Source organism: Bacillus sp. DHT2 (genome assembly GCF_026241455.1).
Classification (GTDB): domain Bacteria; phylum Bacillota; class Bacilli; order Bacillales; family Bacillaceae_G; genus Bacillus_A; species Bacillus_A pseudomycoides.
The window spans coordinates 92,151-117,964 of record NZ_JAPHWH010000011.1; the positions used below are offsets into that span (position 1 = coordinate 92,151).

25 protein-coding genes and 1 pseudogene are annotated in these 25,814 nt (G+C 34.6%); 7 read left to right on the top strand and 19 right to left on the bottom strand.

Annotated elements, in window-relative coordinates; all coding sequences use genetic code 11:
* Positions 1–25: 25 nt before the first annotated feature.
* The 5 genes from ORL93_RS22400 to ORL93_RS22420 all read right to left on the bottom strand — a co-directional run bounded on the left by ORL93_RS22400 (position 26) and on the right by ORL93_RS22420 (position 5,366).
* Positions 26–745 carry a lysophospholipid acyltransferase family protein gene (locus ORL93_RS22400; RefSeq protein WP_265959533.1) on the bottom strand — a complete coding sequence of 240 codons (720 nt, stop codon included), beginning with the start codon at positions 743–745 and terminating at the stop codon, positions 26–28.
* Positions 746–856: 111 nt separating this feature from the next.
* Positions 857–1,492 (bottom strand): FMN-dependent NADH-azoreductase, encoded by a 636-nt coding sequence (locus ORL93_RS22405; protein WP_016114701.1) that lies wholly within the window; start codon positions 1,490–1,492, stop codon positions 857–859.
* Between the two features lie 237 nt (positions 1,493–1,729).
* Complete coding sequence (locus ORL93_RS22410; protein ID WP_265959534.1) at positions 1,730–3,715, bottom strand: penicillin-binding transpeptidase domain-containing protein; 1,986 nt, start codon at positions 3,713–3,715, stop codon at positions 1,730–1,732.
* Positions 3,716–3,900: 185 nt separating this feature from the next.
* Positions 3,901–4,389, bottom strand: a complete 489-nt coding sequence (locus tag ORL93_RS22415) for a dihydrofolate reductase (RefSeq protein WP_003197378.1) — start codon at positions 4,387–4,389, stop codon at positions 3,901–3,903.
* Between the two features lie 20 nt (positions 4,390–4,409).
* Positions 4,410–5,366, bottom strand: coding sequence for a thymidylate synthase (locus ORL93_RS22420; RefSeq protein WP_040119512.1), 957 nt, complete (start codon positions 5,364–5,366; stop codon positions 4,410–4,412).
* A 257-nt stretch (positions 5,367–5,623) separates the two neighbouring features.
* On the opposite strand from ORL93_RS22420, the gene ORL93_RS22425 reads away from it, so the two are divergent.
* On the top strand, positions 5,624–7,081 hold the full coding sequence (locus ORL93_RS22425; protein WP_040119511.1) for a serine hydrolase: 1,458 nt from the start codon (positions 5,624–5,626) through the stop codon (positions 7,079–7,081).
* Positions 7,082–7,167: 86 nt separating this feature from the next.
* On the opposite strand, the gene ORL93_RS22430 is transcribed toward ORL93_RS22425, so the two are convergent.
* The 5 genes from ORL93_RS22430 to ORL93_RS22450 all read right to left on the bottom strand — a co-directional run bounded on the left by ORL93_RS22430 (position 7,168) and on the right by ORL93_RS22450 (position 11,308).
* A complete protein-coding gene (locus tag ORL93_RS22430; RefSeq protein WP_040119510.1) occupies positions 7,168–7,554 on the bottom strand; it encodes a VOC family protein in 387 nt (128 codons plus the stop codon).
* Positions 7,555–7,784: 230 nt separating this feature from the next.
* Positions 7,785–8,417, bottom strand: coding sequence for an HAD-IA family hydrolase (locus tag ORL93_RS22435; protein WP_097794970.1), 633 nt, complete (start codon positions 8,415–8,417; stop codon positions 7,785–7,787).
* A 131-nt stretch (positions 8,418–8,548) separates the two neighbouring features.
* Positions 8,549–9,127 carry a YpjP family protein gene (locus ORL93_RS22440; RefSeq protein ID WP_003207109.1) on the bottom strand — a complete coding sequence of 193 codons (579 nt, stop codon included), beginning with the start codon at positions 9,125–9,127 and terminating at the stop codon, positions 8,549–8,551.
* A gap of 281 nt (positions 9,128–9,408) precedes the next feature.
* Entirely contained in the window at positions 9,409–10,605 is a 1,197-nt protein-coding gene (locus tag ORL93_RS22445) for an ABC transporter permease (protein ID WP_097794969.1), read from the bottom strand.
* On the bottom strand, positions 10,583–11,308 hold the full coding sequence (locus ORL93_RS22450; RefSeq protein WP_097794968.1) for an ABC transporter ATP-binding protein: 726 nt from the start codon (positions 11,306–11,308) through the stop codon (positions 10,583–10,585). The genes ORL93_RS22445 and ORL93_RS22450 overlap by 23 nt, the downstream gene beginning before the upstream one ends.
* Positions 11,309–11,505: 197 nt before the next feature.
* Here ORL93_RS22450 and ORL93_RS22455 point away from each other — a divergent pair, with 197 nt between their 5' ends.
* The gene (locus ORL93_RS22455) at positions 11,506–11,937 is read left to right on the top strand and encodes a GNAT family N-acetyltransferase (protein WP_006094728.1); all 432 of its coding nucleotides are present in this window, start codon (positions 11,506–11,508) and stop codon (positions 11,935–11,937) included.
* Between the two features lie 26 nt (positions 11,938–11,963).
* Positions 11,964–12,503, top strand: a complete 540-nt coding sequence (locus tag ORL93_RS22460) for an HAD-IIIA family hydrolase (protein WP_097794967.1) — start codon at positions 11,964–11,966, stop codon at positions 12,501–12,503.
* A 190-nt stretch (positions 12,504–12,693) separates the two neighbouring features.
* Here ORL93_RS22460 and ORL93_RS22465 read toward each other — a convergent pair whose 3' ends face one another.
* The 7 genes from ORL93_RS22465 to ORL93_RS22495 all read right to left on the bottom strand — a co-directional run bounded on the left by ORL93_RS22465 (position 12,694) and on the right by ORL93_RS22495 (position 19,687).
* Positions 12,694–13,134, bottom strand: coding sequence for a GNAT family N-acetyltransferase (locus ORL93_RS22465; RefSeq protein WP_097794966.1), 441 nt, complete (start codon positions 13,132–13,134; stop codon positions 12,694–12,696).
* Positions 13,131–13,604, bottom strand: coding sequence for an SAM-dependent methyltransferase (locus ORL93_RS22470; protein WP_006094725.1), 474 nt, complete (start codon positions 13,602–13,604; stop codon positions 13,131–13,133). The genes ORL93_RS22465 and ORL93_RS22470 overlap by 4 nt, the downstream gene beginning before the upstream one ends.
* 99 nt (positions 13,605–13,703) lie before the next feature.
* Entirely contained in the window at positions 13,704–14,426 is a 723-nt protein-coding gene (locus tag ORL93_RS22475; protein ID WP_040119506.1) for an aspartate/glutamate racemase family protein, read from the bottom strand.
* Positions 14,427–14,539: 113 nt separating this feature from the next.
* Entirely contained in the window at positions 14,540–15,982 is a 1,443-nt protein-coding gene (locus tag ORL93_RS22480) for a GntP family permease (RefSeq protein WP_097794965.1), read from the bottom strand.
* Between the two features lie 43 nt (positions 15,983–16,025).
* On the bottom strand, positions 16,026–17,240 hold the full coding sequence (locus ORL93_RS22485; RefSeq protein ID WP_098161616.1) for an iron-containing alcohol dehydrogenase: 1,215 nt from the start codon (positions 17,238–17,240) through the stop codon (positions 16,026–16,028).
* Positions 17,241–17,348: 108 nt separating this feature from the next.
* Positions 17,349–18,788, bottom strand: a complete 1,440-nt coding sequence (locus ORL93_RS22490) for a GntP family permease (RefSeq protein ID WP_018766439.1) — start codon at positions 18,786–18,788, stop codon at positions 17,349–17,351.
* A gap of 233 nt (positions 18,789–19,021) precedes the next feature.
* Positions 19,022–19,687 carry an HAD family hydrolase gene (locus ORL93_RS22495; RefSeq protein WP_265959565.1) on the bottom strand — a complete coding sequence of 222 codons (666 nt, stop codon included), beginning with the start codon at positions 19,685–19,687 and terminating at the stop codon, positions 19,022–19,024.
* A gap of 237 nt (positions 19,688–19,924) precedes the next feature.
* Between ORL93_RS22495 and ORL93_RS22500 the strand changes: the two are divergent.
* Together ORL93_RS22500 and ORL93_RS22505 are read left to right on the top strand one after the other, a co-directional pair.
* Positions 19,925–20,332, top strand: a pseudogene (locus ORL93_RS22500) (lipid II flippase family protein); the annotation flags it as partial.
* Positions 20,333–20,365: 33 nt separating this feature from the next.
* Positions 20,366–20,941: a nucleotidyltransferase family protein gene (locus ORL93_RS22505; RefSeq protein ID WP_097794963.1), complete on the top strand. Its 576-nt coding sequence runs from the start codon at positions 20,366–20,368 to the stop codon at positions 20,939–20,941.
* Positions 20,942–20,991: 50 nt separating this feature from the next.
* On the opposite strand, the gene ORL93_RS22510 is transcribed toward ORL93_RS22505, so the two are convergent.
* Entirely contained in the window at positions 20,992–21,906 is a 915-nt protein-coding gene (locus ORL93_RS22510; RefSeq protein WP_097794962.1) for an alpha/beta fold hydrolase, read from the bottom strand.
* A 121-nt stretch (positions 21,907–22,027) separates the two neighbouring features.
* The gene (locus tag ORL93_RS22515) at positions 22,028–23,806 is read right to left on the bottom strand and encodes a helix-turn-helix transcriptional regulator (RefSeq protein WP_265959536.1); all 1,779 of its coding nucleotides are present in this window, start codon (positions 23,804–23,806) and stop codon (positions 22,028–22,030) included.
* Between the two features lie 160 nt (positions 23,807–23,966).
* Between ORL93_RS22515 and ORL93_RS22520 the strand changes: the two genes are divergently transcribed.
* Positions 23,967–24,884, top strand: coding sequence for an ABC transporter ATP-binding protein (locus ORL93_RS22520; RefSeq protein ID WP_265959537.1), 918 nt, complete (start codon positions 23,967–23,969; stop codon positions 24,882–24,884).
* A complete protein-coding gene (locus ORL93_RS22525; protein WP_033798843.1) occupies positions 24,877–25,809 on the top strand; it encodes an ABC transporter permease in 933 nt (310 codons plus the stop codon). Before ORL93_RS22520 ends, ORL93_RS22525 begins: the two co-directional genes overlap by 8 nt.
* The last annotated feature ends 5 nt before the right edge of the window (positions 25,810–25,814 follow it).

Below are 25,814 nucleotides of genomic sequence, written 5' to 3' on the forward strand. Positions count from 1 at the left end.
CTTTTCAAGCTGAGACTTTTTTTTATTACTTATGTAATTGAGCTGCAATAATATCTTTCGTATACTGTGTTAATTCTTTTATATCCATACTTGCATATTGCTCAGGTGTAATTGGTTTAGAAATGGTTACTGTTGCATGAGCAGGCTTCATGCGATTTCCATTCGTCTCAAACATCTTATATGTTCCGTCTACAGTTACTGGTAAAATAGCTACTCCGGCTTTTACAGCAAGATGAAAACTTCCCGCTTTAAACTCCCCCATTTCGCGGCCCTTACTGCGCGTTCCTTCTGGGAAAATTACGATAGAATGTCCATTCTTTAAAAGTTCAATTCCATCTTTAATAGCTTGGAGCGACTGCCGACGATTACTACGATCCATAAACACACAATTCATCAATTCCATCCAAGTTGGTACAATCGGAAATTTTTTAATTTCTGCTTTTGAAACAAATCCAATTGGTTTATTCAAGTACCCAAGTAAGACTGGAATATCCATATCACTTTGATGATTACTTACAACAAGGACCGGTTTATCTTTCGGCACATTTTCAATTCCATTTACTTGTACAGTCGACCCAGCTACACGAACCATTTTCTTACCAAACCAGTTTGTCGTTTTATACACGAGACGATCTTTTTCTTGTGGCGACATTGTCTGTGCTTTTCGTTTTATACGCCATAATCTCGGTGTAATACCAATTACAATTACAATTAAATAAAAGATTTTAAAAAACGTTTGAATCATATAGAACCCCCACTTATTCTCATTCCGTCCTTCATTATACTAGACAAACGAAGGAAAAAGAAGAAAAAATGTCCAAACGACAAGCGTTTGGACATTTTTGAGTTTTCTATATTAGAAACGTTTTGCTAATTCACGAGCATTTGCAATTGCCGCTTCTTTAATTTCTGGTGCTTTTTCAGGGTTTGCATTCATACCTTCAACCGCAAGGTAATCTACATCAGATATACCCATAAATCCTAATACTGCATTTAAGTGCTTGCGGCCAAAGTCCATTGCTGCGTATGGTCCTTCAGAGTAAACGCCACCTGTAGCTTGAATGTGAAGTGCTTTTTTCCCTTCTAGTAAACCAACTGGTCCATTTTCAGTATATTTAAAAGTTTTACCTGCGATAGATAAGTTATCTAAGTATGCTTTTACTACTGGTGGATAACTGAAGTTCCACATTGGCGTTACAAACACATAACGATCTGCATTCATAAATGTTTCTAAGTTTGTATTCATTGCTGCAATTTTTTGTTGTTGGCTTTCGCTTAACGTTTCAAAGCCTTCACCTGCTGCGAATTTACCCCAAGCTGCAAATACTTCTGCATCAATTGCTGGTACAGTTGTGTTAAATAGATCAATTGTTACCACTTCATCTTGTGGATGTTCATTTTTATATGCCTCGATGAATGATTCCCCTACTGCCATACCGAAAGATGCTTCCGCTGAATTTGGATTTGCTGTAATAAATAGTACTTTTGTCATTTTTATTCTCTCCCTTAATAATTATCTTTAATTTGAGATTTTCGATAAAAAGTAAATAACTTACCTTATGTAAGTATAATACAAAAACATTCTTTTTCTGTCAATAAAAAATAGCTACTTTTTTTTCGTAAGTAGATAATTCTCCTATCTCCATTTCATTGAATATTCACATTTCATTATTCAATCTTCACGAAAAAAGCTATCTCCTTTTTTAAGGAGATAGCTTTTTCCTAAGTATTACTTTTGAAAAACATGTTTCACTTTTTCACCAGGTACGTTACTTCCACCCCGGCCTTTTACATCTTCAATCATCATCGTAACAATCATATTCGGTGAATTTACATCAAAAGCAGCGAACCATCCAAGTTCTTTTCCATCTGCTTCCTTCGACTCTTTTAACTCAGCTGTTCCAGTTTTTCCAGCAAGAGTCATACCGTCAATCTTAGCAATTTTCCCTGTACCATCTTCATCATTAATTACTTTTGTTAACGCATTTTTTAATATATCTTGGTTCCCTTTAGAAATCACATTTTCTTTCCAAGGTTTAACTTGTTTATCATCTTTAATAAGATGTGGAGATGGTATATTCCCTTCATTTACAATCGGTGCATACGTTAATGCCAAATGAAGAGGCGTCATTAATACTTGGCCTTGTCCATACCCTGTATCAGCCATTTGAATATCATTTTTAATGCCATCTTTTGCAATTTTTGAAACCGGGAATGGATATTCAATTGGTAACTTTTCATCGAATCCAAATTTCTTTGCTTCACTCATAAATTTATCTTTCCCAATTTTTATTGCTTGTTGTGCAAAGTAAATGTTATCAGAAAACTTCATTGCTTTATCAAAATCAATTGGACTTGCATCTTTTACACGTGTTACATAATAATTTCCCCATGAAGAATCTTTTGTCCATTGTAATCCTTCAATTTTCAATTCCTCTTTTGGATCAATTGTTTTCGTTTCAAGACCAATCGCACCTGTAATTGCTTTAAATACAGAACCTGGTGCCGATGCTTGTGTAAAGCGATTTGTCATTGGCTTTTTCGGATCATTATTCCATGCTTCACGTTGTGTTTTTGATACACCCCTTACTATTACATTCGGGTTGTACGCAGGGCTACTCACAAGTGCAATTGTTTCACCAGTCTGCGGATTTATCGCTGCACTTGAACCAGCTTCTCCCTTCATTTCGTTAAAGATTTTTTCCTGAACTGTACTATCAATTGTTAACGTAACATTTTCTCCATCTTTTGCTTCAATTTTAGCTAATTCTTTTTTCTCTTTTCCTTGTGCATCCTCCATGAAGACACGGCCACCTTTTTTACCACGTAGCTTCTCTTCAAATACTTGCTCCAAACCAGCTTTTCCAACTGGGTCATCTGCCTGATATCCTTTTTTCTGTAAATCCTTTAAATCTTCTGCATTCACTTTCCCCATATATCCTGTTAAATGAGCAGCAGCCTCTCCCAATGGATATGTACGAACATTGACTTGTCGAGTCGTTACACCGTCTAAAGAAATATAATCATTTTGCGTTGCACCTTCTTGTAAAATCCCAATTGGTACAAATGAATCTGGTTTAATCCATTTTGCCGCAAGCTTTTGATCTATCTCTTCTACAGACATATCCAGCAACTTTCCAATTGTTTCCTTTGTCTGTGGTGCAGCCTCTCCTAGTTTACCTGGAATGATGCCAATTTCATTTGCTCTTCCATTCGTTGCAAGTCCTTTTCCATTACGATCATATATCTCCCCACGCTTCGCTTGAAACGTTTGCATACGTACTTTACTGTCTTTTGTCATGCCTGGAAAAATAAAATCTGGAGTCCAGTCTATTTTCCAAGATTCTTTATCTCCATCTTTCTCTTTCACAAGCTTTGCTTCGTGAGAAAAGGAAATTTCCCCACCAACTGTATCCATACTCACATTAAAAGGAACTGGCCCTTTATCTTCTTTATCCTCTTTTACTTTTCCTGTTTCTATCTTTAGATTTTTAACCTCAATGCCCGCATAAATCTTTTCATACTTCTCTGTAAAATCTTTTTTTGAAATAGATTTTTTTGCATCTTCTGACAATTGATCATACATATCTGCAAATTTTTGCTTATTCCACGCTTTTGCATATGTATCAAATGCTTGTGCTGGCTTTTCTTCTTTACCACATCCTACTAGCATGAGTGTGAAGCAAAGAAAAAGCAATCCCCATAGTTTTTTCAACCGATTCTCCTCCTTTAGTTAAGCAAAGAAATAATAAATATAAATCTGTCTTTTATGGATTTTTCCTAAGCTACTAAAACTTACAACCTCTACCATTATATCATCAAAAAAGTTCATTCATAAAGTTTTATCTTATTATCCAAATAAAAAGATTGATGTGAACATACACATCAATCTTTTTATGATTATTTTTGTTTTTCATATATGTGATAGTAATATGTGTACGGATTTTTTTCATCCGTAACACCTTTTTCCACAAAAACTTCTTTCCACTCTTTCATATTCATTTCTGGGAAGAATGTATCTCCTTCAAATGAATGGTGAATCTTTGTTATATAAAGCTTGTTCACATATGGTAAGAACAATTCGTAAATTTGCGCTCCACCAAAAATAAAAATTTCTTCTTCATTTTTACATAACTCAAATACTTCTTCTACTGACTGCGCAATTTCACAGCCTTCTACATGATAATTCATATTGCGCGTTACGATAATATTTCGTCTTCCTGGAAGTGGTCTTCCAATCGCTTCATAGTTTTTTCTCCCCATAATAAGTGGGTGACCCATTGTTGTCTTCTTAACATATTGCAATTCACTTGGTAAATGCCACGGTAATTTATTATCCTTACCGATGACTTTATTTTCATCCATTGCGACCATAAATGAAATAATCATCTTTTCATCTCCTTTTGCGTTTACACTGCGACAGGCGCTTTAATTGCAGGATGTGGATCATAACCTTCTAATGTTAAATCCTCCATTTCAAAATCAAAAACAGACTTTACATCTGGATTTAATTTTAGCGTTGGAAACGGACGTGGTTCACGCGCTAACTGCTTTTCCACTTGTTCAAAATGATTTGTGTAAATATGTGCGTCTCCAATCGTATGAACGAACTCTCCTGCTTCTAAACCACATTCGTGCGCGATTAAATGTGTTAACAATGAGTAGCTTGCAATATTAAATGGAATGCCAAGGAAAATATCACCGCTTCGTTGATATAACTGACACGAAAGCTTTCCGTCTGCTACGTAAAATTGGAATAGCGTATGACAAGGCGGAAGTGCCATACTTGGCACATCTTCAGGATTCCAAGCAGAAACAAGTAAGCGACGAGAATCTGGTGTTTTCTTAATCATTTCGATTACATCTTTTAACTGATCAATCGTCTCACCTGCTGTCGTTTTCCAAGCACGCCATTGTTTTCCATATACATCTCCTAAATAGCCATACTGGTTTGCAAAATCATCATCTTCCAGTACATTCTTTTTAAACAATTCCATTTGCTCATCATATTGTTTCTTAAACTCTTCATCCTGCTGAGAGCGAAGTCCAAAGTCCGTCATATCTGGCCCTTCATACGCATCGCTTTCTACCCAGCTTTTAAACGCCCATTCATTCCAAATATTATTGTTATTTTGTAGTAAATAACGAATATTTGTATCGCCTTTCATGAACCAAAGAAGTTCACTAGCTACTAAGCGGAATGGCACACGCTTTGTCGTTAACAAAGGGAATCCCTTGCTAAGGTCAAAACGCATTTGATATCCAAATACAGATACAGTCCCTGTTCCTGTACGATCTTCTTTTTTTGTACCATGCTCCATCACATGGCGACACAGATTTAAGTATTCATATTCAGCATGTTTCATATGTAAGAAAAACCCTCTTTCGCATCTATTTCCTATATGGAGTTTATCATACAAAAAATAATTCTGCATGCAAAATTCTCAGTAAAACTTATTGAAAAATATTTCAATATAGTAAGTATTAACAGAAATCTAGTATAGGATATCCATTTTAATGAATCTTACAAAATTCTTAATTTTTCATCTTTTAAGAGGTATTTAACTTCTAGTCAAAGAAAATATAGTGCGGAAGTATAAAATAATATTTGGAGGTTAGAAGCATGAGTAAAATCGAAATCCCTGTTGTTAGCACATTACAAACAACGATTGAAAAAATGATGAAAGATTTAAACGTGCCAGGGGCTGCTGTCGCAGTTATAAAAGATGGAGAAGTCATTGTTTCAGAAGGATTTGGCTATCGTGATTCAAAACAGAAAAAACCGGTTACGCCTCAAACACGCTTTGCAATTGGATCTGCGACCAAGGCATTTGGCACCCTATCTTTAAGCCTATTAGCACAACAAAAAAAGTTTGATTGGGATACTCCTGTTCAATCTTATATCCCTACCTTCGCTTTATCAGATATACTTGCAAGCTCCCAAATTACAGCACGTGATTTAGCTTCCCACCGCTCTGGCGTTAGTCGTCATGATGCTCTTTGGTACAACTCCTCCTTAACTCGAAAAGACATCGTTGAAAAAATAAAGCATTTATCACTTGATGCACCATTTCGCACAGCTTTCTTATATAACAACTTAATGTATGCAACAATTAGCTATATTGTAGAAAACATTACAAATCAGACATGGGAGCAATACGCCAAAGAACATATTTTAGCACCACTTCAAATGGAGCAAACAAACTTCTCTGTCACAGACTCACAAAATACGAATGACTACGCATTGCCTTACGTTGAGAAAGATGGAGAAATAAAAGAGGTACCATTCCGTAATATTGATACAGTAGGAGCTGCTGGATGCATCAATTCAACAATTGCAGATATGGCAAATTGGGTACTTTTCCATCTTAATCAAGGAAAAACAGGAGATCACGAATTACTATCTTCTGAATTATTACAACAAATGTATACGCCGCACAATACAATTCCTGATCAGCCACTTTTATCGCCCCCTGAATCACCAGTAAATAGTTATGGTCTTGGTTGGTTTATTAGTTCTTACCGTGGCTATAAAGTAATTCATCATAGCGGAGGTATCGATGGATTTTCTGCACTTGTCTCATTTATTCCAAAAGAAAATATAGGCCTTGTCATATTAACGAACGCCGGAAGCACCTTACTTCCTAGTTATCTTGCAAATCAAATCTATGACGAACTCCTCGGATTGGAAACAATTGATTGGCATAAGCGTGCTATAGAAGACACCGCTCAATTGAAAGAAATGATGAAAGAAGTAAACCAATCACTTCCAGAACAAGTAAAAGAGACCGTACCTTCTCATGCATTAGAAGACTATATTGGAACATTCGAACACCCTGCTTATGGAACACTAGAAGTGTATAAACAAAATGAAGAGTTATATTTACAGTTCACAGAACTAAAAGTTCGGTTACATCACCATCATTATGATATGTTTTATGCAACATTAGACTTATTCCAAATAGAAATGAATGTGTTGCTTGCTTATGAGATGGATATAAAAGGGGAATTCCAAACAATCCAATTACATGTACCAGTTATGTTAAGTACACAGCCTCTTACATTTACGAAGATTAAATAAAAATACAACAATCTAAACTTATAATAGAGGAAAGCTATACTTTCCTCTATTATTTATCCCGTATTAACGGGTAATAAGATCTCTCCTCACATTTCCACATTAGGCGTATAAGCCACTTCTACAACAAACCCATTCGGATCATAAAAATCCACAGTATAATATCCATCTGAGTAATGATTCGTCTCAATCGGCCCACGAATAATCTCCGCTTGTACATTTTGTAAGAAATTAGTGACCTCATCAACTACAGCTCTACTAACAGCCTGATAACAAATATGCCTCGGCCCTAACGTTCTTACAATCTTTCCCTCTACTTCCTTGAAATACATTTCAATCTTCCCTGTACTAAATGCACTCTCATTCAACTGTTTCCAGCCAATGATAGAGAACAACCTACTATAAAAACATATGGATTCCTCTAAATTTGCTACCCAAAATTCAATATGATGAATACCAGGTTCAAACTGCTGCATCCCCTTCTCTTCCTTTCTGTCATTTTAACAGTACTCCAACAGAAAAGGGTTAGAACAATTACTTGTGAGAACGACTGAAGACTGAAACTGTAGGGCAAGGTTGTGTCCAAACAGTATAAACGACGCCTGTGGAGAGTATGTAAGACTGCTTGGATTCTCAAGCAGCAACACCCTATGAAACAGGAAGCCCCTTCTTCAAACGACTCGTAAGAGTGTTAAGGAGGGGTCATTCACTGAACAGACTCAACTATATGTAAAATTTCATTTGGTGTATTTACCATATAATTTGGAGAATCTTCTTTGATCGTTTCCATCACATCATATCCCCATCCAACCCATACGACGTTTACGCCAACTTTTTTACATGCAACAATATCTCGTTGCTCATCACCAACATACAGCATATCAGCTTCTGTTAACTTTTTTTCTTTTAAAAATTTCTTGATAATTTTATCTTTCCCAAACAAATTTTTCGAACAAAAAACTTCTTGAATATTTTTTATTTGATTGTTATGTAGAAATGCTCTAATATGCTCTTCTGAATTAGAGGATATTACTGCTATTCCATAACCCTTTCTATGTAATTCATCTAGCACTTCCTTCATGCCATTAAATAAGACTAGATCTTTAATAGCTGGCTGGTATAGTTTATAAAACTCTAGCGCTAATATAGGCAATTTATAAAGTGGTACATGAAGCTGTTTACACCTTTCAGGAATAGATAATTTTCTTAAAGGTTCAATTTCTTCTTCACTTACCGTTTTATACCCATGCTTCTCAGCAAGTTGATTATAAATAGGAACAAATATATCTTGTGAATCTACTAATGTACCGTCAAAATCAAATACAACATATTTCAACATAATGAATACTCCCTTAGCCTCTTTTTTGAACAAATCCAAACATATTCTATTCGTTGTTAAGATCCGCTTCACCTTTAATTTTCACATTTATAAAAACAAAAAAGAACAAGGACATCTCCTCGTTCTTTTTATCACGACAGCCATTTCGGCGGCATATTCGTATTCCAATAAATATCTCCTAACTCATGATGCGCTGTATATCCATCATCAAAGCGATGGTAGTGGAAATTAAAATAATATCCATCTTGTGGTGGATGATCCCGCCTTACATGGAAACGTAGTAAATCATTTCCTGTTTTCGTATCATATACATGAAAAATCTTTTCGTTATTGCCGCCTGCTGGTTTCTGTGAAATTGCTAATGATTGTAAAGACTCTTCCGGTACATCTGTTGTAAGCTCTGCAATTGCTTCTTCTATTTTAGGTAGAATAATATCTTTAAATTCATCTTCAATGACAGGTCCAATTTTAGAACCAAACTTTTGCATAGATTGTTTCTCAGCTTCTTGCATTGCATAGGTCACAAAGGTCTCTGCGGTTAACCTCTCTCGATTTTCTTCATATGTATAGGACGTCTGCTCCAAATTTTGTTGCCTTGTTGTAGGCTTGTCCGCTTTTGCATTATCAAGCAAAATAGAAGGAGGCGTCACTAAACCAAATGTAAATACAGTAATTAATGCGACTAACGTCTTTCTAAACCAATTTGGCATTTTTTATTCCCTCCCCTTTCACTACTTATATTTGTATAACGGTTGTTTCTTCCATTATACAAAATGATGCTAATTTTTGCACTTTACAAATTTATTAACTTTCATATTTTTTTCATTTGAATATGTAATAGTCAGATTTCATATAATATAAGTACAACAATAGTGAGGAGGATTTTTAATGACTCTAGATGTCATGTACTCCGTCGTGAGCATTTTTGTTCTCTTATATTTTATTTACCAGTCAATTACAGACTAAAAAAGAGCCATTATGGCTCTTTTTTCTATGGTATGAATACAATCCAGCCTATTAATATTAATAGTAGGCTTCCTACGATAATAGCTGGTAATAAATAAAACTGGCCAAGTATAACTATGCCGTAAATCAAAACAGCCGGAACAAACAAGGCCATTTCCGCTCTTCCTTTTAACAATAATAACTTCCCTTGATCACAATATAATTGGAGAAACATTTTTTTAACAAATTCATTCCATTGATCCCCTGAATAACGTGCAATTGCAACACAGGCAAATACAATAATAATAAGCGCAATCCACCATGGTGTTACTTTTATCGATACTGCACTCATAAAGATAATTTTAATATAAAAACTTAAAGAAGCACCTGATCGAAAATACTCCTTAAAAAATGATTCAATAATACGCGAATCAGATTTTTTCCCTAGTATATGCTTCGAACGTGGAAACAACCATGGTTTCGAGTTATTACTTGGCTTCGTTATTTGACCACTAAAGTGCATGATTTCCGTTGTCCAGCGCATACCCTCTTCCTTTTCTTTTTCAACTTCCTTAAAAAAGAAACGTTGATAGTTCATTTTTTGTTTTATCAATATCAAACTAATTCCAATCAATACAATGATAAATAGTATTGCATATACTGGATGTTTAAAACCTAAAAACAGACCACTTCCCAAACAAATAAAACTCATAAAAAATACGATAATCTTTACAATCCATAATACCCAGCGCTTCCCTCCACACACATCTATATATCTTACCAATAGTGATAACATACACCGAAAAACGGTAAAGGACAGCCAAAATAATACGACTTGTAAAAGAGAAGCCCCCATACTCTTAACCAATATAGGTAACATAATGAGCGTTACAATGATATTTGTTATACTTATTCGAATACATGTGTATACCATGCCATATTTCATTAATTTTTTCATGTGAACTGGATGCTGAATTAAAAACAGGCTATCTGCTTGCTCAAAAAACGAACGCATTCCTCTTGAATATGTAACAAAGAAAAATACAAACAAGCCCAATAAAAAATAAGCCGGTTCTTCTGCAGATAATTCTCTTGTCCATAACGATCGATAATAAATCCCGCTAAATACAAGTACTGGAACAATAAAATATAATGCGATTGTCCAATCAGTTACAGACCGAATGGATTTCCATTTTCTTTTCAGTTCATGACGCAACCTTTTATAAAATTGTTGTTTCATCATGTTGTTCCCGCCTTACGATTGCATCAAAACAATCTAATAATGGACTCTCTGGCATTTCTGCTAGGGATTGAATTGTTTGTAGATTACCGTTTGCTATTAACGTTCCTTGTGAAATAAGTAAAAATCGTTCACAGATTCTTTCCGCTGTATCTAGCACATGGGTACACAGTAAAATCCCTACTCCCCGCTCTTTTTCTTTATATAAGAAATTTAAAAATTCTCGTGTTGCTACTGGATCTAATCCAATAAACGGTTCATCAATAATATAAAAGTCTGGTTCCGTTAAAAAAGCCAAAATCAACATTGATTTTTGTTTCATACCTTTTGAAAACTTTGATAAGTATTCATGCTGATGCTTTTCCATTCGAAATGTGTGTAATAACTCCTGTGCGCGTTCCTCCCAGCTCCCTATTTCACACCCACGTGCAGCCATTAACAATTCAATGTGCTCCCATAATGTTAAATAATCATAATACGTTGGGTGTTCTGGCACATATGCATACGGATTCTCTTTTTCACCAAACGAAATTTCACCCTCCATATTTGCAAGTAAGCCCAGCATTGATTTAATTGTCGTACTTTTCCCAGCTCCATTTGCACCAATAAGAGCAACTAGTTCACCTTTTTCAATTGAAAATGCTATATCATGGATTGTTTTTTCTCCTGCTTCATAACCCGCTGATCGAATATTGACCTGTAACAAATTACTTCCCCTCTTCCCACTTACAATAAACTCCAGGGAAATCATAACATATTTCTTCTTAAAATATCATTCTATATATCTAATATATTAAATATATTTAATATTCATATTCGTATTACTAGCAGGAAAAAACACTTTTTAACAGAATATTTAACATTTGGAGTTGTTAATTTATATTTATAGATGGAGTTGAGAGTATGAAATCTCACATTCGAAAAGCAACTGTGAACGATATAGAAGCACTTTGTTCACTAACAAAAGAATTAAAAGGTTCTGATATTTCTTATGTAGACATGCAAAACCGCTTACAATTTGTTGAAATGAGCCCATTTGACTTCTTATATGTTTACGAAGAAGATGATCATATATTTGGATTCCTTGGATTTCGTATACGTGAGAACTTAGAAGATGTGACACGATACGGGGAAGTATCCATTATTAGTGTTGACTCCACAGCAAGAAGAAAAGGAATTGGACAAATTTTAATGGAGTATGCTGAACAGTTAGCTAAAGAGCATAACTGTATTGGAACATGGCTTGTAAGTGGTACGCAAAGAACAGATGCTCATCCATTCTATAAAAAATTAGGATACGAAATAAACGGATATCGATTTGTAAAATACTTTTAATTTACTAGTTGAAGGGAACTACTATTATGACAAACATTCAAGCAATATTTATCGATCGTGATGGAACCATCGGAGGAGATACTATCATACATTATCCTGGTGAATTTACCTTATTTCCATTTACACAAGACGCCTTACGTGCATTAAAAGAACAAAATATAAAACTATTTTCCTTTACAAATCAACCTGGTATTGCTGATGGAAAAGCAAGTATAGAAGATTTTATTCAAGAACTAGAAGCTTTTGGTTTTGATGACATCTATCTTTGTCCTCACAGACATGGAGATGGATGCGAATGTCGAAAGCCAAGTACAGGTATGCTTCTGCAAGCATCAAAAAAACATGAGCTTGATTTAACAAAATGTATCGTTATTGGCGATCGCTGGACTGATATCGTTGCTGGCGCAAATGTGAATGCAACAACGATCTTAGTTCAAACGGGTGCCGGGCATGACGCATTACATACATATCGCGATAAATGGGCTCATATTGAACCGAGTTATATTGCAGAAAACTTTCAAGATGCTGTCATTTGGATTCTGAAACGAATTACAACACAAATTTAAGAAGCACCTTATTTAAAAAAAACCTAACATATTAATCAAAAGTAATATGTTAGGTTTTTTATTTTTCATATACAAATCTACAAGCAATCGCAAATAATATTGTACGTTGTATTCACAGGAACTTGCACAATAGTAATATACGTTGAATGATAGAGTTCGGTTTGTATTTTCGCCTGTATTAATATTGAATTTAGAAAGTTAATTCATAATGGAAATAACGATTATCTCTCAAATATCCATTCTCGGCATATAATCGCTGTGCTGATATGTTATCTATTTCTGTTTGCAATTTTAATCCTTTTGCACCGTTCTCTAGTGCGAAAATTCTAGCCGCTTCTAATAATTTTTTTCCAATACCTGCGCCGCGTTTACCTTCTTGTACAAATAGATCATTTAAAATCCATAATTCTTTCATCGAAACTGATGAAAAAGAAGGATATAATTGTGTGAATCCAAGGTACTCCCCATCTTCAACAGCTACAAAAATTACAGATTCTTTTCGCCCTATGCGATTACGCAAAAATACTCGTGCTTCTCCCACATTCGACTCTTGTTTATAAAAGGTACGATAATTATTAAATACTGATGCTACTCCATCTAAATCTTCAATTGTCGCTTCATATATTTTCACTTTACTTCGCTTCCTTTCCAATACTCCTTCATAAGGTCCGTTACCCATTCAGGTTGTAAAATATCTTCATTCGGTAAAAACTCTCTCATAACAGGCTTTATATCCAATATAGGTGTACCGTCAATTGCATCTAATCCTTCAACTACAATTGATTTTCCTTCTCGCCTTACAACTTTTGCAATTGTCGCCCCCAATCGATTGGGACGATTTTTCCCCCGCTGTGCAAAAATACCTATTTTCGGATATTCCTTATTATTTCGTGGATGTCTAGCCGAATATTGAATCTGTTCATCTTTCACTTTATGAAAATAAAAGATTACTTCAATATGTGAAAAATCTTCAATTCCTTGTATACTCTCTTCTGCATATGAATCCGTTAATGTAATAAGAGATTGTACATCTCCCCATTCATCATCCATTATCATTTTTCTTTCATTATGTACAAAAGCAATTGGCCGAAGTGAAAACATCCATACTCCCCCTTTTTTGTAACCACTTACATTATAAAGTATCTTCTGAATATTTTCCATCGACACAACCGGATTAGTTTACATAATAAAGTTATGTAATTATTTTTTATTCTTTTTCACCACATCCAAATAACCTCCTAAAGAGATGTTTACAGCTTCAACAGCATGTATAAAAGTTGTATCAAATAAAGGAACTTGAGAATCTTCCTGTTTTACTAATAGCCCTATTTCCGTACAACCTAATATAATTCCTTCTGCTCCATTTTGTACGAAACGATTTATTATTTCTTTATAGGAATCTCTTGATGTTTGATTAACCTTTCCTAAACATAACTCGTTATATATGATTCTATTTACTAATTCCCTATCTGTTTCATTTGGTATCATTACTCTCATACCCTTTTCTTCTATACGTGATTTGTAAAAATCTTGTTCCATTGTATATTTCGTTCCGAGTAAACCAACTGATCGAATTCCTTGTTTCTTTATTTCCATAGCTGTTGCATCCGCGATATGTAAAATAGGAATACTCACCTTATCTTTAATATTACTAATCACTTTATGCATTGTATTCGTACAAATAACAATGAAGTCTGCACCAGCTTTCTCAAGAGAATATGCAGCTTCTCCTAATACGTTCCCCGCTTTTCCCCAATCACCTTCAGATTGATATCGTTCAATCTCTTCAAAATCAACGCTATATAAAAGACATTTCGCTGAATGTAATCCTCCTAACCTCTTTTTTACTTCTTCATTAATAATGCGATAATATTCAGAAGAAGACTCCCAGCTCATTCCACCAATAAGACCTATCATTTTCATCTTACCCATTCCCCCTTATTTTCTCATTTAAAATTTATACAACATTATTATGTAATTTTAACATAACAAAAAGGACATTTGTTAAACAAACAAATGTCCTTTTTTAGTTCTTCTTATACAATTCCAGTTAAGCTATAAACACCGATCACAACAAATACAGCTATTGTTTTAATAATAGTAATTGCAAAAATATCACGATAGGATTGCTTATGTGTTAATCCAGTTACTGCCAATAATGTAATGACAGCACCGTTATGTGGTAATGTATCCATTCCTCCTGATGCCATTGAAATAATCCTATGCATCACTTCAAATGGAATATTATATTGCTCTGCCGCCGCAATGTATTTCTCCGACATCGCACTTAAAGCAATCCCCATTCCTCCTGATGCTGATCCAGTAATTCCCGCAAGGACATTTGTAGTAACTGCACCATTTACGAGAGGATTTGTGAACGTCGTAGAAATACTGTCCCGAATGACACCGAAGCCGGGTAATGCTGCTATAACTCCCCCAAAACCATATTCCGCTCCAGTATTCATAGCAGCAAGCAATGCACCACCAATACTTGCATTTAAGCCAGCTTGAAATCCCGTAAATAAGCGGTTCCAATTTAAAATTATCGTTGTAATAATTCCGATTAATAGTGCCAGTTCAACAGACCATACGCCTAGCACACCAGAAAGTTCCACTTTGCCAAATGTTTTTAATCCAATAGATGAAAAATCAAATCCCTTTGGATACCATGTTGGAATCATCACTGTAAAAACTTTATTCATTACCCCCACTAAAATAAGCGGTATAAAAGCAAGTACTTGGCGAAGTGGTGTAATTTCGGGAGTATGAATAGCTGGTGGTTTTATATTTTGTTCTGTTTCAGTTGTGGCTGCCATTTCAGAGTTCTCATTTCCACAACCATAATAACCTTCTTCACTTTCCTCTGCCTTTTTTCGTCTTCTTTCTAAATACAACATACCAACAAGAAATACAAAGACCGCCCCAATGATTCCAAGAAATGGTGCTGCATAAATGTCTGTTTTAAAAAACGTGGTTGGAATAACATTTTGAATTTGCGGTGTCCCCGGAAGCGCATCCATTGTAAACGTAATCGCTCCAAGAGCAATTGTTCCTGGTATTAATCGTTTTGGAATATTAGCCTCTCGAAATAAATTAGCTGCAAATGGATATACCGCAAAAGCAACTACAAACAAACTGACGCCACTATAGGTTAATATAGCACCCATCAGAACAATTGCTAGCATGGAACGTTTGACACCAACTAGCTGAATAATTGTTTTTGCAATAGACTCCGCAATCCCTGACATTTCTACTACCTTACCGAAAATTGCTCCGAGTAAGAATACTGGAAAATATAATTTAATAAACCCAACCATTTTTTCCATAAAAATATTAGAGAAAAAAGGTAATACGTGACTTGGCTCTGTTAATAAAACCGCAAATAGCGCGCAAATTGGGGCAAATAATATAACCGAAAAACCACGATAGGCAACAAACATCAGCATGCAAAGAGCCAATAAAATAATTACTAATTCCATCTCCTGCCCCCTTTTCATTTCCGTGGAAATATTTTAATAATATTCAGAAATCTATTGAGGTACTTATAGAATTTTCATATTGATAGTCAAAACATATACGATATAATTTTTTCACCTCATGATAAGAAGGGATGCGCGGGTTATTACTCGGACTCCCACTAGCCAATGCATCTTTCGCCATTTTTGAAAGAGCATTTTCAAATTCAACCTGATCAATTCCGTACTCCCTAAGATTAGGAATACGTAGATCCAAACAGAGTTTCTTTATTTCAAAAATAGCATGGTTAGCAAGCTCTTCATCAGATAATGAATGTAATTCCGAATTTATAATCCGCCCAATATCTGCGAGGCGTTTGACTGAGCAAATTTTTGTAAAATCTAAAACTGCTGGTAGTAACATCGCATTTGATATACCATGGGGTACATGAAATAGTGCTCCAATTGGACGTGACATTCCATGGACTAAAGTGACCGATGCGTTTGAAAAAGCAATGCCAGCTTGTAAGGATGCAATCATCATTGCTTCTCGTGCTTCTATATCTGTCCCCTTTTCATAGGCAATCCGCAAGTGTTTCATAATCGCTCCAATTGCTGCAAGTGCTAATACATCTGTAAGCGGTTGCGAAAATCTAGAAAGATATGCTTCAATTGCATGACATAGTGCGTCAATACCTGTTGCTGCAGTAATATTCGGTGGAACAGAACGTGTCAATAAGGGATCGATAATCGCGATTTGTGGCGTGAAATTTGGGTGCTTAATCATCATTTTGACATCTGTTTTTGTATTTGTAATAACAGCAACACTTGTAACTTCTGATCCTGTACCAGATGTTGTTGGAATTGCAATAAGGGGTAATGGTTGCTTTTCTATTTCCACATGATTTTGAACATAATCTTCAATCTCTCCTCCATTTGTAAACAGAACTGCTACAGCTTTTGCTGCATCAATACAACTTCCTCCACCAAGCCCAATAATAAAATCACATTTTGACTCTGCACATATCGTTAACGCTTCCAAAACGTGGATATTTGTTGGTTCCGCATTTACATTTTCATAAGTAATAACATCTATTTTTTTCGCTTTTAGTAGTTTCACACACGCATCAATATAACCAAGTTTTTTCATAATAGAATCACTGATAATGAAAGCTTTTTTCCCTAGTTTAATTGCTTGTTCTCCTAATTTATCCAGTGAATTTCTCCCGTACAAAACGTTCTTTGGCATACGAAACTCTGCGATTTCTTGCAAATAACCCACTCCTTCTTTCCCTACTAAATATTTTATAATGTGAAATTTCCATTGTATAAATTATCAAATGTAATATTCCACTTCGATTAATTATTTCCTCCCAGACTAATAAATTTATTAGTAGATTCCTGTAAACATATAAAAAGCAATTACTAAAAATACAGCGACCGTTTTCAATATTGTCACAGCAAATATATCACGATACGATTGTTTATGTGTCAATCCTGTAACAGTAAGGATTGTAATAATTGCTCCGTTATGTGGAAGTGTATCCATCCCTCCCGATGCCATTGAAACAATACGATGCATAACTTCAAGTGGAATATGATATTGTTCTGCCGCTGCAATAAATTTATCTCCCATTGCACTTAATACAATTCCCATTCCTCCCGATGCTGAACCAGTAATACCAGCAAGAATATTCGTTGTCACCGCTCCATTTACGAGTGGATTAGTAAATGTTGCAGAAATGCTATCTCGCATAATCGCAAACCCTGGAAGTGCTGCAATTACGCCACCAAAGCCGAATTCTGCTCCTGTATTCATTGTTGCAAGCAATGCTCCTCCAATACTTGTATTCAATCCTGCTTGAAATCCTGTTACAACACGCTTCCAATATAATAAAAGCGTTGTTATAATCCCAATGATGAGTGCTAATTCTACAGACCAAATACCAAGTACTGCGCTTAACTCTATCTTACCAAACGATTTCATTCCAATTGAGGAAAAATCAAAACCATTTGGATACCATTTTGGTATTGTTATTGTAAAAAACTTATTCATAACTCCTACTAAAATAAGTGGTACAAAAGCAACGACTTGCTGTACTCTTGAAATTTTAATACTTTGAAGAGAAGTATGATTCTTTTGCTCTAACTCCAGTGATGCTGCCATTTCAGAATTCCCATCTTCAAAACCAAAATATCCTTCTCCAGCTGCTTTCGCCTTCTTACGTCGACTCTCTAAATAGATCAATCCTAACGTTAAGACAAAAATAGCACCAATAATACCAAGTATAGGTGCTGCATAAATATCTGTTTTAAAAAATGTTGTCGGGATTACATTTTGAATTTGCGGTGATCCTGGGAGTGCATCCATCGTAAACGTGACAGCTCCAAGAACGATTGTTCCAGGTATTAAGCGCTTCGGAATATTCGCTTGACGAAACAATTTTGCAGCAAATGGATATATTGCAAACACAACAACATAAACACTCACACCGCTATAAGTTAAAACAGCCCCCATTAAAACGATAGCCAAAATGGTCCGTTTTTCACCCACTATTTCAATAATTGTCTTAGCTATAGAATCTGCAATTCCAGACATTTCTACTACTTTACCGAAAATAGCACCTAGTAAGAAAACTGGAAAATACAACTTAATAAAGCCTACCATTTTCTCCATAAAAATATTCGAAAAGAAAGGCAGTACAAAACTAGGTTCTGTTAAAAATACTGCAAATAGAGCAAAAATCGGTGCGAATAAAATAACAGAAAATCCTCTATAGGCAACAAACATAAGTAAACTAAGTGCTAATAAAATAATAACTAGCTCCAATTCTCTCACCTTCTTTCGACTGAAAATTCAATCTTTTTAATCCGGATTTTTCTATGTATCCCTACAAAATATCGCTTTTATAACGATTCAAATACTGACATTTCTCCCCCTTTTCTAACAAAATTTTTATAATTAAAATAGCATATTTATTACTATTCTATTACATATGAAAAATCCCTTTAAACGAAAACGATTTAACTATTACTCGTTATAAAGGGATTTGCTTTTTTGTTTTATATTTTAAAACTTCTGTCTTTTGCACAAAAGCTTCGCAACTCTTCGACATGTTTCACAATATGCGTCGCTCCTGCTTCTTTTAATTCTTCTTCACTCCCATATCCATACAATACACCGATAGAGTCAATCCCATTACAATTAGCTCCTATCATGTCATGCTTTCTATCCCCAATCATCACTACCTCTTCTCTTTGCAACTCTGGATTTGTATGCAAAATATATTCAATAATTTCATCTTTCTTTATTCGGGTTCCATCTAAATTACTACCAACAATTTCTTCAAAAAAATGAATCAAGTTAAAGTGTTCTAAAACTTGTTTTGCAAATACAGTGGGTTTTGAAGTTGCAATAAATAATCGTTTCTCTTCATCTTTTAACTTTTGTAAAATATAGGGAATCATCTCATGTACACTATTCTCAAGTAGGCCGCTTCGCTTTAGATATTCACGAAAATATGTAACAGCTTGCTCTACTTGTTTTTCGTCCATTCCGTATCTATCTGCAAACGAATGCTGAATTGGTGGACCAATAAAAAAATCTAGCTCTTTCTGATTCGGTTCATCTATTCCCATTTTTCGCAATGCATATAAAACCGAATTTATAATTCCTTCTTTCGGATCTGTTAATGTTCCATCTAAATCAAATAGAAATGTTGTATACATCCCTGCTTCATACTCTTTTGCACGATTACTATAATATGTATGCATGACACAAATCCCCCTCTAACAGAAAAATCACCATCCTTTCTATATTATCAAAATATTTATTTATTTTGAATATTTATGTTGTTTTTTCACACATTAGCTTCTTCCCAACAGTCTGAGCCACGAATATATATACTCAAAACTATGTTCTTGTTGTATTATAAGTATAATTTCATAGAAAAATGGTGACCAAAGGTGACGATAACATTAATTTTCATAATGGCTTTCACGATTATCATCCATGCAGTCGAAACGAGTTCTTATAGTATTCACTTAGCAGGTATGCGTTAAAAAAAGATTGCTGTTTCCCTATCCGTAGTTGGGTTGGTGTTGCTGGTTTCACGAACATCCAACTTACTGCAAGCTTTTTTACTTGGCGGTATCGTTGATCAGGCCAAGATAGACTCTTCTATTGATTTAGAAAGAACAATACGTCTCGTTTTATTCACAGCTTCCATCGGTACACTGCTCGCAATTATTCTATATCCTACTTTCACAAAGCTATTTGGGTATGTAATTCAAAACTTTGAAACAGGCGGTTCATTCATTCGAATGATGAAAACAAACAATATACAAAAATTGAAGTATACAAAAAAACATGTAATGAAAGAGCACATTTAATAAGGAGAGATATGTATGCATATGAAAACAGAACAAGATATTATTAAACTCATACAAAACGATACTTGGATGATGGAAATATTGCAGACAGCAAAATCATTACAACTTCCTGATTGGTGGATTTGTGCTGGGTTTGTTCGTTCTAAAATTTGGGATGTTCTCCATGGATATGAAGTAAGAACACCAACACCAGACATAGATATTATCTATTTTGACCCATTACATATTAGTGAATCCATCGAAGAAAAATTAGAAAATAAGCTTAAAAGTATAGATTCTACTATTCCATGGTCAGTGAAAAATCAAGCTCGTATGCATGTAGTCAATAACATGCCACCTTATTCATCTTCAGTCGACGCAATTTCTAAATTCCCCGAAACAGCGACTGCTCTTGGAGTTACATTAGATGACCAAGATAATATTGTATTAACCGCCCCTTGCGGAATAGAAGATGTTCTCACGTTACAGGTGAAGCCAACACCTCATTTCCTCGAAACGAAAGAGCGCACTAATATGTATAAAAAAAGATTACAAAAAAAGAACTGGCAAAGTAAATGGCCTAACATTACAATCTTCCATCCTGAAATTTAAACATGAAGAAAAAAGGTGCTTCTCATTTTTATGAAGCACCTTTTCTTAATTCACTTCAAAAAATCAATCACAGTTTCTGCAAATCGCTCTGCCGCTTCATAATGCGGTGTATGACCACACTCTTCAAAGACTATGACTTTACCATTTTGAGTATCTCTTTGAAATACTTCAATGTGTTTTTCACAAGTTACTACATCGTGTTTTCCTATGATTAGCAACATTGGATTCTCGACATCTTTTAATTTTAATAATAAAGATTGATAAATTTTCCCTTCCTCTTTCAATCTTATAAAATGAATTGCGGAACGCTTATAAAACTCTTCCCATTCTCCCTCACTATATAAACTATAATCCGTTTCATCCTCAACGTAATTATATATTTCCATTCTGTTTTCTTCTAATTCATCACTTAATTTCGAATAAGCTTCTAGCAATTCCTCTGAACTAGTATTACTCTCTGCGATAGCTATACATTCTTTTCCCTGCTGTTCTTTCCCATACTCCATTAACAAAGTTCCTGTCTTTTTTAATAACGCTCTACTAGTTAATGCAAAATCAAAAGTTGGCCCTTCAAAAATAATTTTTTGAATAGATTGTGGGTACATTTCTGCATATAACAACGCTAGAAACCCACCAAAGGAATGTCCAATAACAGACCATTTTTCAATTTGTAACATCTTCCTTAGCTCTTCGCAGTCTTCGATAAGATCTTGCAATCCAAATGGCTCTTTCTGTCCAATTTCCTCTGAACGTCCTACCCCACGTTGATCAATGGCAATGAGTCGAAAAGAATCTTGTAATCTATGTGCTTGATGATAGGAAAAATCAAAACACATCTCTCCAGGACCTCCATGAAGATACAATACAGGATGCTTCTCTAGTGATCCATGCATCTCCATATACAGCTTTTTCCCGCGTACTTTCACCATTTTACCTTGTAATAGCACCTCTTTTTCTTGTTTCATCTCTTTCTCCTCCTATTTTTTTATATTTCGACACCATATACAAATAGGAGGACCACGAATCCGTACATGTTATATATCCGTAACATAATAGTACATTTTCTCATCCTCCATTCTAAATTTTTTATAGAAAAGCTTCATCCAATGCTTTTTTTACAGCTTCTCCCCTTCCTGATACTTGAAGTTTCATATAAATAGAAGAAGCATAATTTCTTACAGTTCCTTCTGATAAAAATAACTTTGCTGCAATCTCTTTATATCGAAGTCCTTCTTTAAGACATCCTAATACGTCCATTTCACGAGGAGTCAATTCATAAGGAGGCTTTTTCGGCATTGGACTATATTCTTTAAATAAGCGAGTCGCCACGTCCTGAGATAGCATTGTCCCACCTAAATGTACTAATCGAATAGCCGCTACTAACTCTTCTGGTTGAACAGATTTAAGTACATATCCCTCTGCTCCCGCTTCAATCGCTTCTGAAACACTAGAAGTTTCTTCAAAAGTTGTGACCATAATTATTTTAGTATCTGGCCACCTATTTTTGATTTTCTTCATTGTTGTAATCCCATTCATCTTAGGCATTTGTATATCCATAAGAACAACATTTGGCTGCCTTTCTTCACATTGCTTTAAGGCTTGTGCCCCACTATTCGCAACCGATACGCGAAAACCGTATTTATCCAATAAAAATTCTAAGCTATCTGAAATGATAGGCTGATCATCTACTATTAATATATGAATCTTATCTTGGGCAAATGATTCTTCTTTATGTAAGGTCGGAATCAAACAAGTCACAATTGTTCCTGTATCCTTAGTGGAATCAATACTCAAATTTCCATGATATTCACTTAGGCGTTCTCTCATTCCCGATAAACCAAAGCCCTCCTGCATAACTTCCATGCCTATACCGTCATCTTGTATTTGAAGCATCACATAATTTTTATGATATTGTAAAAGAACTTGTATCGTTTCTGCTCCCCCATGTCTTGTTGCGTTTGTCATTGCCTCTTGTAAACACCGACAGAAAGTTCTCTTCAGTTTTTTAGCCATTGGATAATATTCTCCAACCGTACGGAAAACAACATGAACATTTGTATTACTTTTAAACTCTTCTATTAAGTTCAATATAGACACATCTAGATTTGATTCCTCTTGAGGATCCATTTCGTGAACCTGTCTTCGAATATTATCTAATGCAGATCGTGATATATCTAATATTTCTTGTAATTTTTCCTCTCCCTCCTTGGTTGCTAGATGTGGTCGTAATGTTTCCATACTCAATATAACCGAAGTAAATTTATATCCTATCGTATCATGTAATTCTCTTGCCATTCTATCCCTTTCCTCAAGCAAAGTTATTCTTTCTACTTGGGACGAATATTGTTCTAAAATTGCATTCTTATCTTTAATCAATTTCAGTTTTTTCTTAATAGCATCCATAGAATAAACAACTCTTTGTAGTAAATGACCTACGCCATATATAAAGAGAACATCAAATATACTTAGAAGCAGCTTATTTCGATCAAACCCAAAATTCAAGAAAACTCCCAATACACAGATAACTATCATTGCAGATAATGCATAGAAATTTACTTTTCCACGACAAAAAAATGCAAGCGTTAAAATTGCAGGAGATAAAAACTGAGCCAAATGATATGTATATGCAAAATAAAGCGAAAGTCCACCTACTAAGATAATTTCTGTTACTACATATAATTCACTTTGTAATTTATATAATATGACAGGTATGACATAAGACAGAAATGTACTTATAAAAACAATCTCAAGCGGAAAGTTTGGATTATCTTGATATGTCAAAGTAACAATTGCAACAATCCAAGTGATCCGAATAAGCATCATTACCAATTCCTGCCAAAGTAACTTATTTTTTATGTCATTCAACTTTCATATACCCCCTATCAAGATGAATATTATACATATCCCCTATTTTCCCATTTTCATCATAGCAAGGTTATGACACTTTGTCACTGCCTTATATTACATTCTTTTTGCTATGTTAGTAGCCGAAACATGTCACTAATATTAAGGGAGTGAACAAAATATGTGTATTTTAAAAGTACAGAACTTAACTAAGAAAATTGGAAGGCGCACACTCGTTAATCAATTATCATTTGATGCTCGAGAAGGAGAAATTCTTGGTCTTCTAGGTCCAAATGGTGCTGGAAAATCCACTACAATTAAAATGATTGTTGGCTTAATCTCCAAAACCAGTGGAACAGTCACAATTAACAAAAAAGACACAAGCAAAGACTTTAAAGAAGCTATGAAACATATTGGAGTGATTGTTGAGAATCCTGATTTATACAAATTTTTATCTGGATATGATAACCTCCTTCACTTCTCTAGAATGACACCTAATATTCCAAAAGAACGTTTAGATGTGGTTGTTTCTTTAGTTGGGTTGGAAAAAAGTATTCATAATAAAGTTTCCACTTATTCTTTAGGAATGAAACAGCGGCTTGCTCTTGCAATTGCTTTGGTACACAAACCCACCCTTCTCATTTTAGATGAACCTACAAATGGATTAGACCCTCAAGGAATTAGAGATTTAAGGTTTCATTTAAAACAACTAGCTACAGACGAAAATGTAGCAATTGTTGTTTCAAGCCATCTAATGGACGAAATGGAAATGATGTGTGATCGCATCGCTATTATAGACAAAGGAAATTTAATTGGTATACATGATATAAAAGATATTACGAAAGAACAGATACAAGCTGTACAATTTGAAGTAGACCGAACAGACTTAGCAATCCCACTCTTACAAAAATCAGTAATAGGTGAAGAAATCATAACAAATCAAAATGTCATTACGATCAAAATAAGTAAAGAACATATACCTGAAATTTGCGATACATTAGCCAAAAATGGAGTGAATGTTTATGCTGTTCAATCCATTAAAACAACTTTAGAAGACAAATTTATTGAAATGACTGGAGATGGAGTGCACAATGATTAATCTAATAAAAAATGAAAATATGAAAATTTTCAAACGAAAAAGAACTTGGATTATGGTAGGTGTTATGGTTGTATTTATTTTCATTCAATTCCTAAACGTAAAGCTTTCCAGCCAAGTTAATTATGGGGATGACTGGAAGACATCTCTTATTGAAGAAAATGCATTACTTCAAGTTGAAAAAGAATCTCTAAAACTACCTATTGAAAAAATAGAAAATGAAAAAAAACTTTTACTAAATAATTATTACATTGACAGTAATATAAAACCAACAAACAATGCATGGTTCTTTACGATTGGACAAAGTACAAATTTTTTAATAGCTATCTCCATTCTTACACTCATAATAGCTGGTGAAATTGTTGCAAGTGAATTTCAATCCGGTACAATTAAATTTTTATTAACACGAACCGCTACTCGCACACAAATATATTTTTCTAAATATATTTCTACTTTATTATTTGGATTTTTCTTAATCGTAATGACGTTCCTTCTTTCCATTCTATTTAGTGGCATTCTTTTAGGCTTTGATGGAATAAATGGTGAATACTTATTTGTCAAAGATCATGCCGTTCAAAAAACAAGCTTCCTTCAGGCACTAATTGGTAGCTTATTATTTAAGATTCCTTACTTAATTATTGTTGCAACTTTAGCTTTTATGATTTCAGCGGCGTTTAAAAGTACTACATTCTCTATCGTATTTTCTCTTTTAGTAGCAATTGCAGGTTTTGTCATGAGTATCTCATTAAAAGGTTTCAGCTGGACAAAATATTTCATCTTCTCTCATACGGATTTATCAAGTTTCGTATATGAGAATCCCCCTGTAGAGGGCATGACTTTCAGTTTTTCTATACTATTTATCTTAATTCATATATTCATCATGCATGGAATTGCATACCCCATATTCGTAAAAAAAGATGTCGCTTAAATTTT

Coding starts and splice junctions, on each gene's coding strand:
- ORL93_RS22455 (WP_006094728.1), top strand. CDS start 11,506: ATGAAATCTCACATTCGAAAAGCAACTGTGAACGATATAGAAGCACTT.
- ORL93_RS22415 (WP_003197378.1), bottom strand. CDS start 4,389: ATGATTATTTCATTTATGGTCGCAATGGATGAAAATAAAGTCATCGGT.
- ORL93_RS22405 (WP_016114701.1), bottom strand. CDS start 1,492: ATGACAAAAGTACTATTTATTACAGCAAATCCAAATTCAGCGGAAGCA.
- ORL93_RS22505 (WP_097794963.1), top strand. CDS start 20,366: ATGCATATGAAAACAGAACAAGATATTATTAAACTCATACAAAACGAT.
- ORL93_RS22510 (WP_097794962.1), bottom strand. CDS start 21,906: ATGAAACAAGAAAAAGAGGTGCTATTACAAGGTAAAATGGTGAAAGTA.
- ORL93_RS22435 (WP_097794970.1), bottom strand. CDS start 8,417: ATGTTGAAATATGTTGTATTTGATTTTGACGGTACATTAGTAGATTCA.
- ORL93_RS22475 (WP_040119506.1), bottom strand. CDS start 14,426: ATGAAAATGATAGGTCTTATTGGTGGAATGAGCTGGGAGTCTTCTTCT.
- ORL93_RS22460 (WP_097794967.1), top strand. CDS start 11,964: ATGACAAACATTCAAGCAATATTTATCGATCGTGATGGAACCATCGGA.
- ORL93_RS22520 (WP_265959537.1), top strand. CDS start 23,967: ATGTGTATTTTAAAAGTACAGAACTTAACTAAGAAAATTGGAAGGCGC.
- ORL93_RS22440 (WP_003207109.1), bottom strand. CDS start 9,127: ATGCCAAATTGGTTTAGAAAGACGTTAGTCGCATTAATTACTGTATTT.
- ORL93_RS22470 (WP_006094725.1), bottom strand. CDS start 13,604: ATGTTTTCACTTCGGCCAATTGCTTTTGTACATAATGAAAGAAAAATG.
- ORL93_RS22400 (WP_265959533.1), bottom strand. CDS start 745: ATGATTCAAACGTTTTTTAAAATCTTTTATTTAATTGTAATTGTAATT.
- ORL93_RS22425 (WP_040119511.1), top strand. CDS start 5,624: ATGAGTAAAATCGAAATCCCTGTTGTTAGCACATTACAAACAACGATT.
- ORL93_RS22430 (WP_040119510.1), bottom strand. CDS start 7,554: ATGCAGCAGTTTGAACCTGGTATTCATCATATTGAATTTTGGGTAGCA.
- ORL93_RS22525 (WP_033798843.1), top strand. CDS start 24,877: ATGATTAATCTAATAAAAAATGAAAATATGAAAATTTTCAAACGAAAA.
- ORL93_RS22445 (WP_097794969.1), bottom strand. CDS start 10,605: ATGATGAAACAACAATTTTATAAAAGGTTGCGTCATGAACTGAAAAGA.
- ORL93_RS22420 (WP_040119512.1), bottom strand. CDS start 5,366: ATGAAACATGCTGAATATGAATACTTAAATCTGTGTCGCCATGTGATG.
- ORL93_RS22480 (WP_097794965.1), bottom strand. CDS start 15,982: ATGGAATTAGTAATTATTTTATTGGCTCTTTGCATGCTGATGTTTGTT.
- ORL93_RS22495 (WP_265959565.1), bottom strand. CDS start 19,687: ATGTATACAACATTTCTATTTGATTTAGATGGAACATTAACAGATCCG.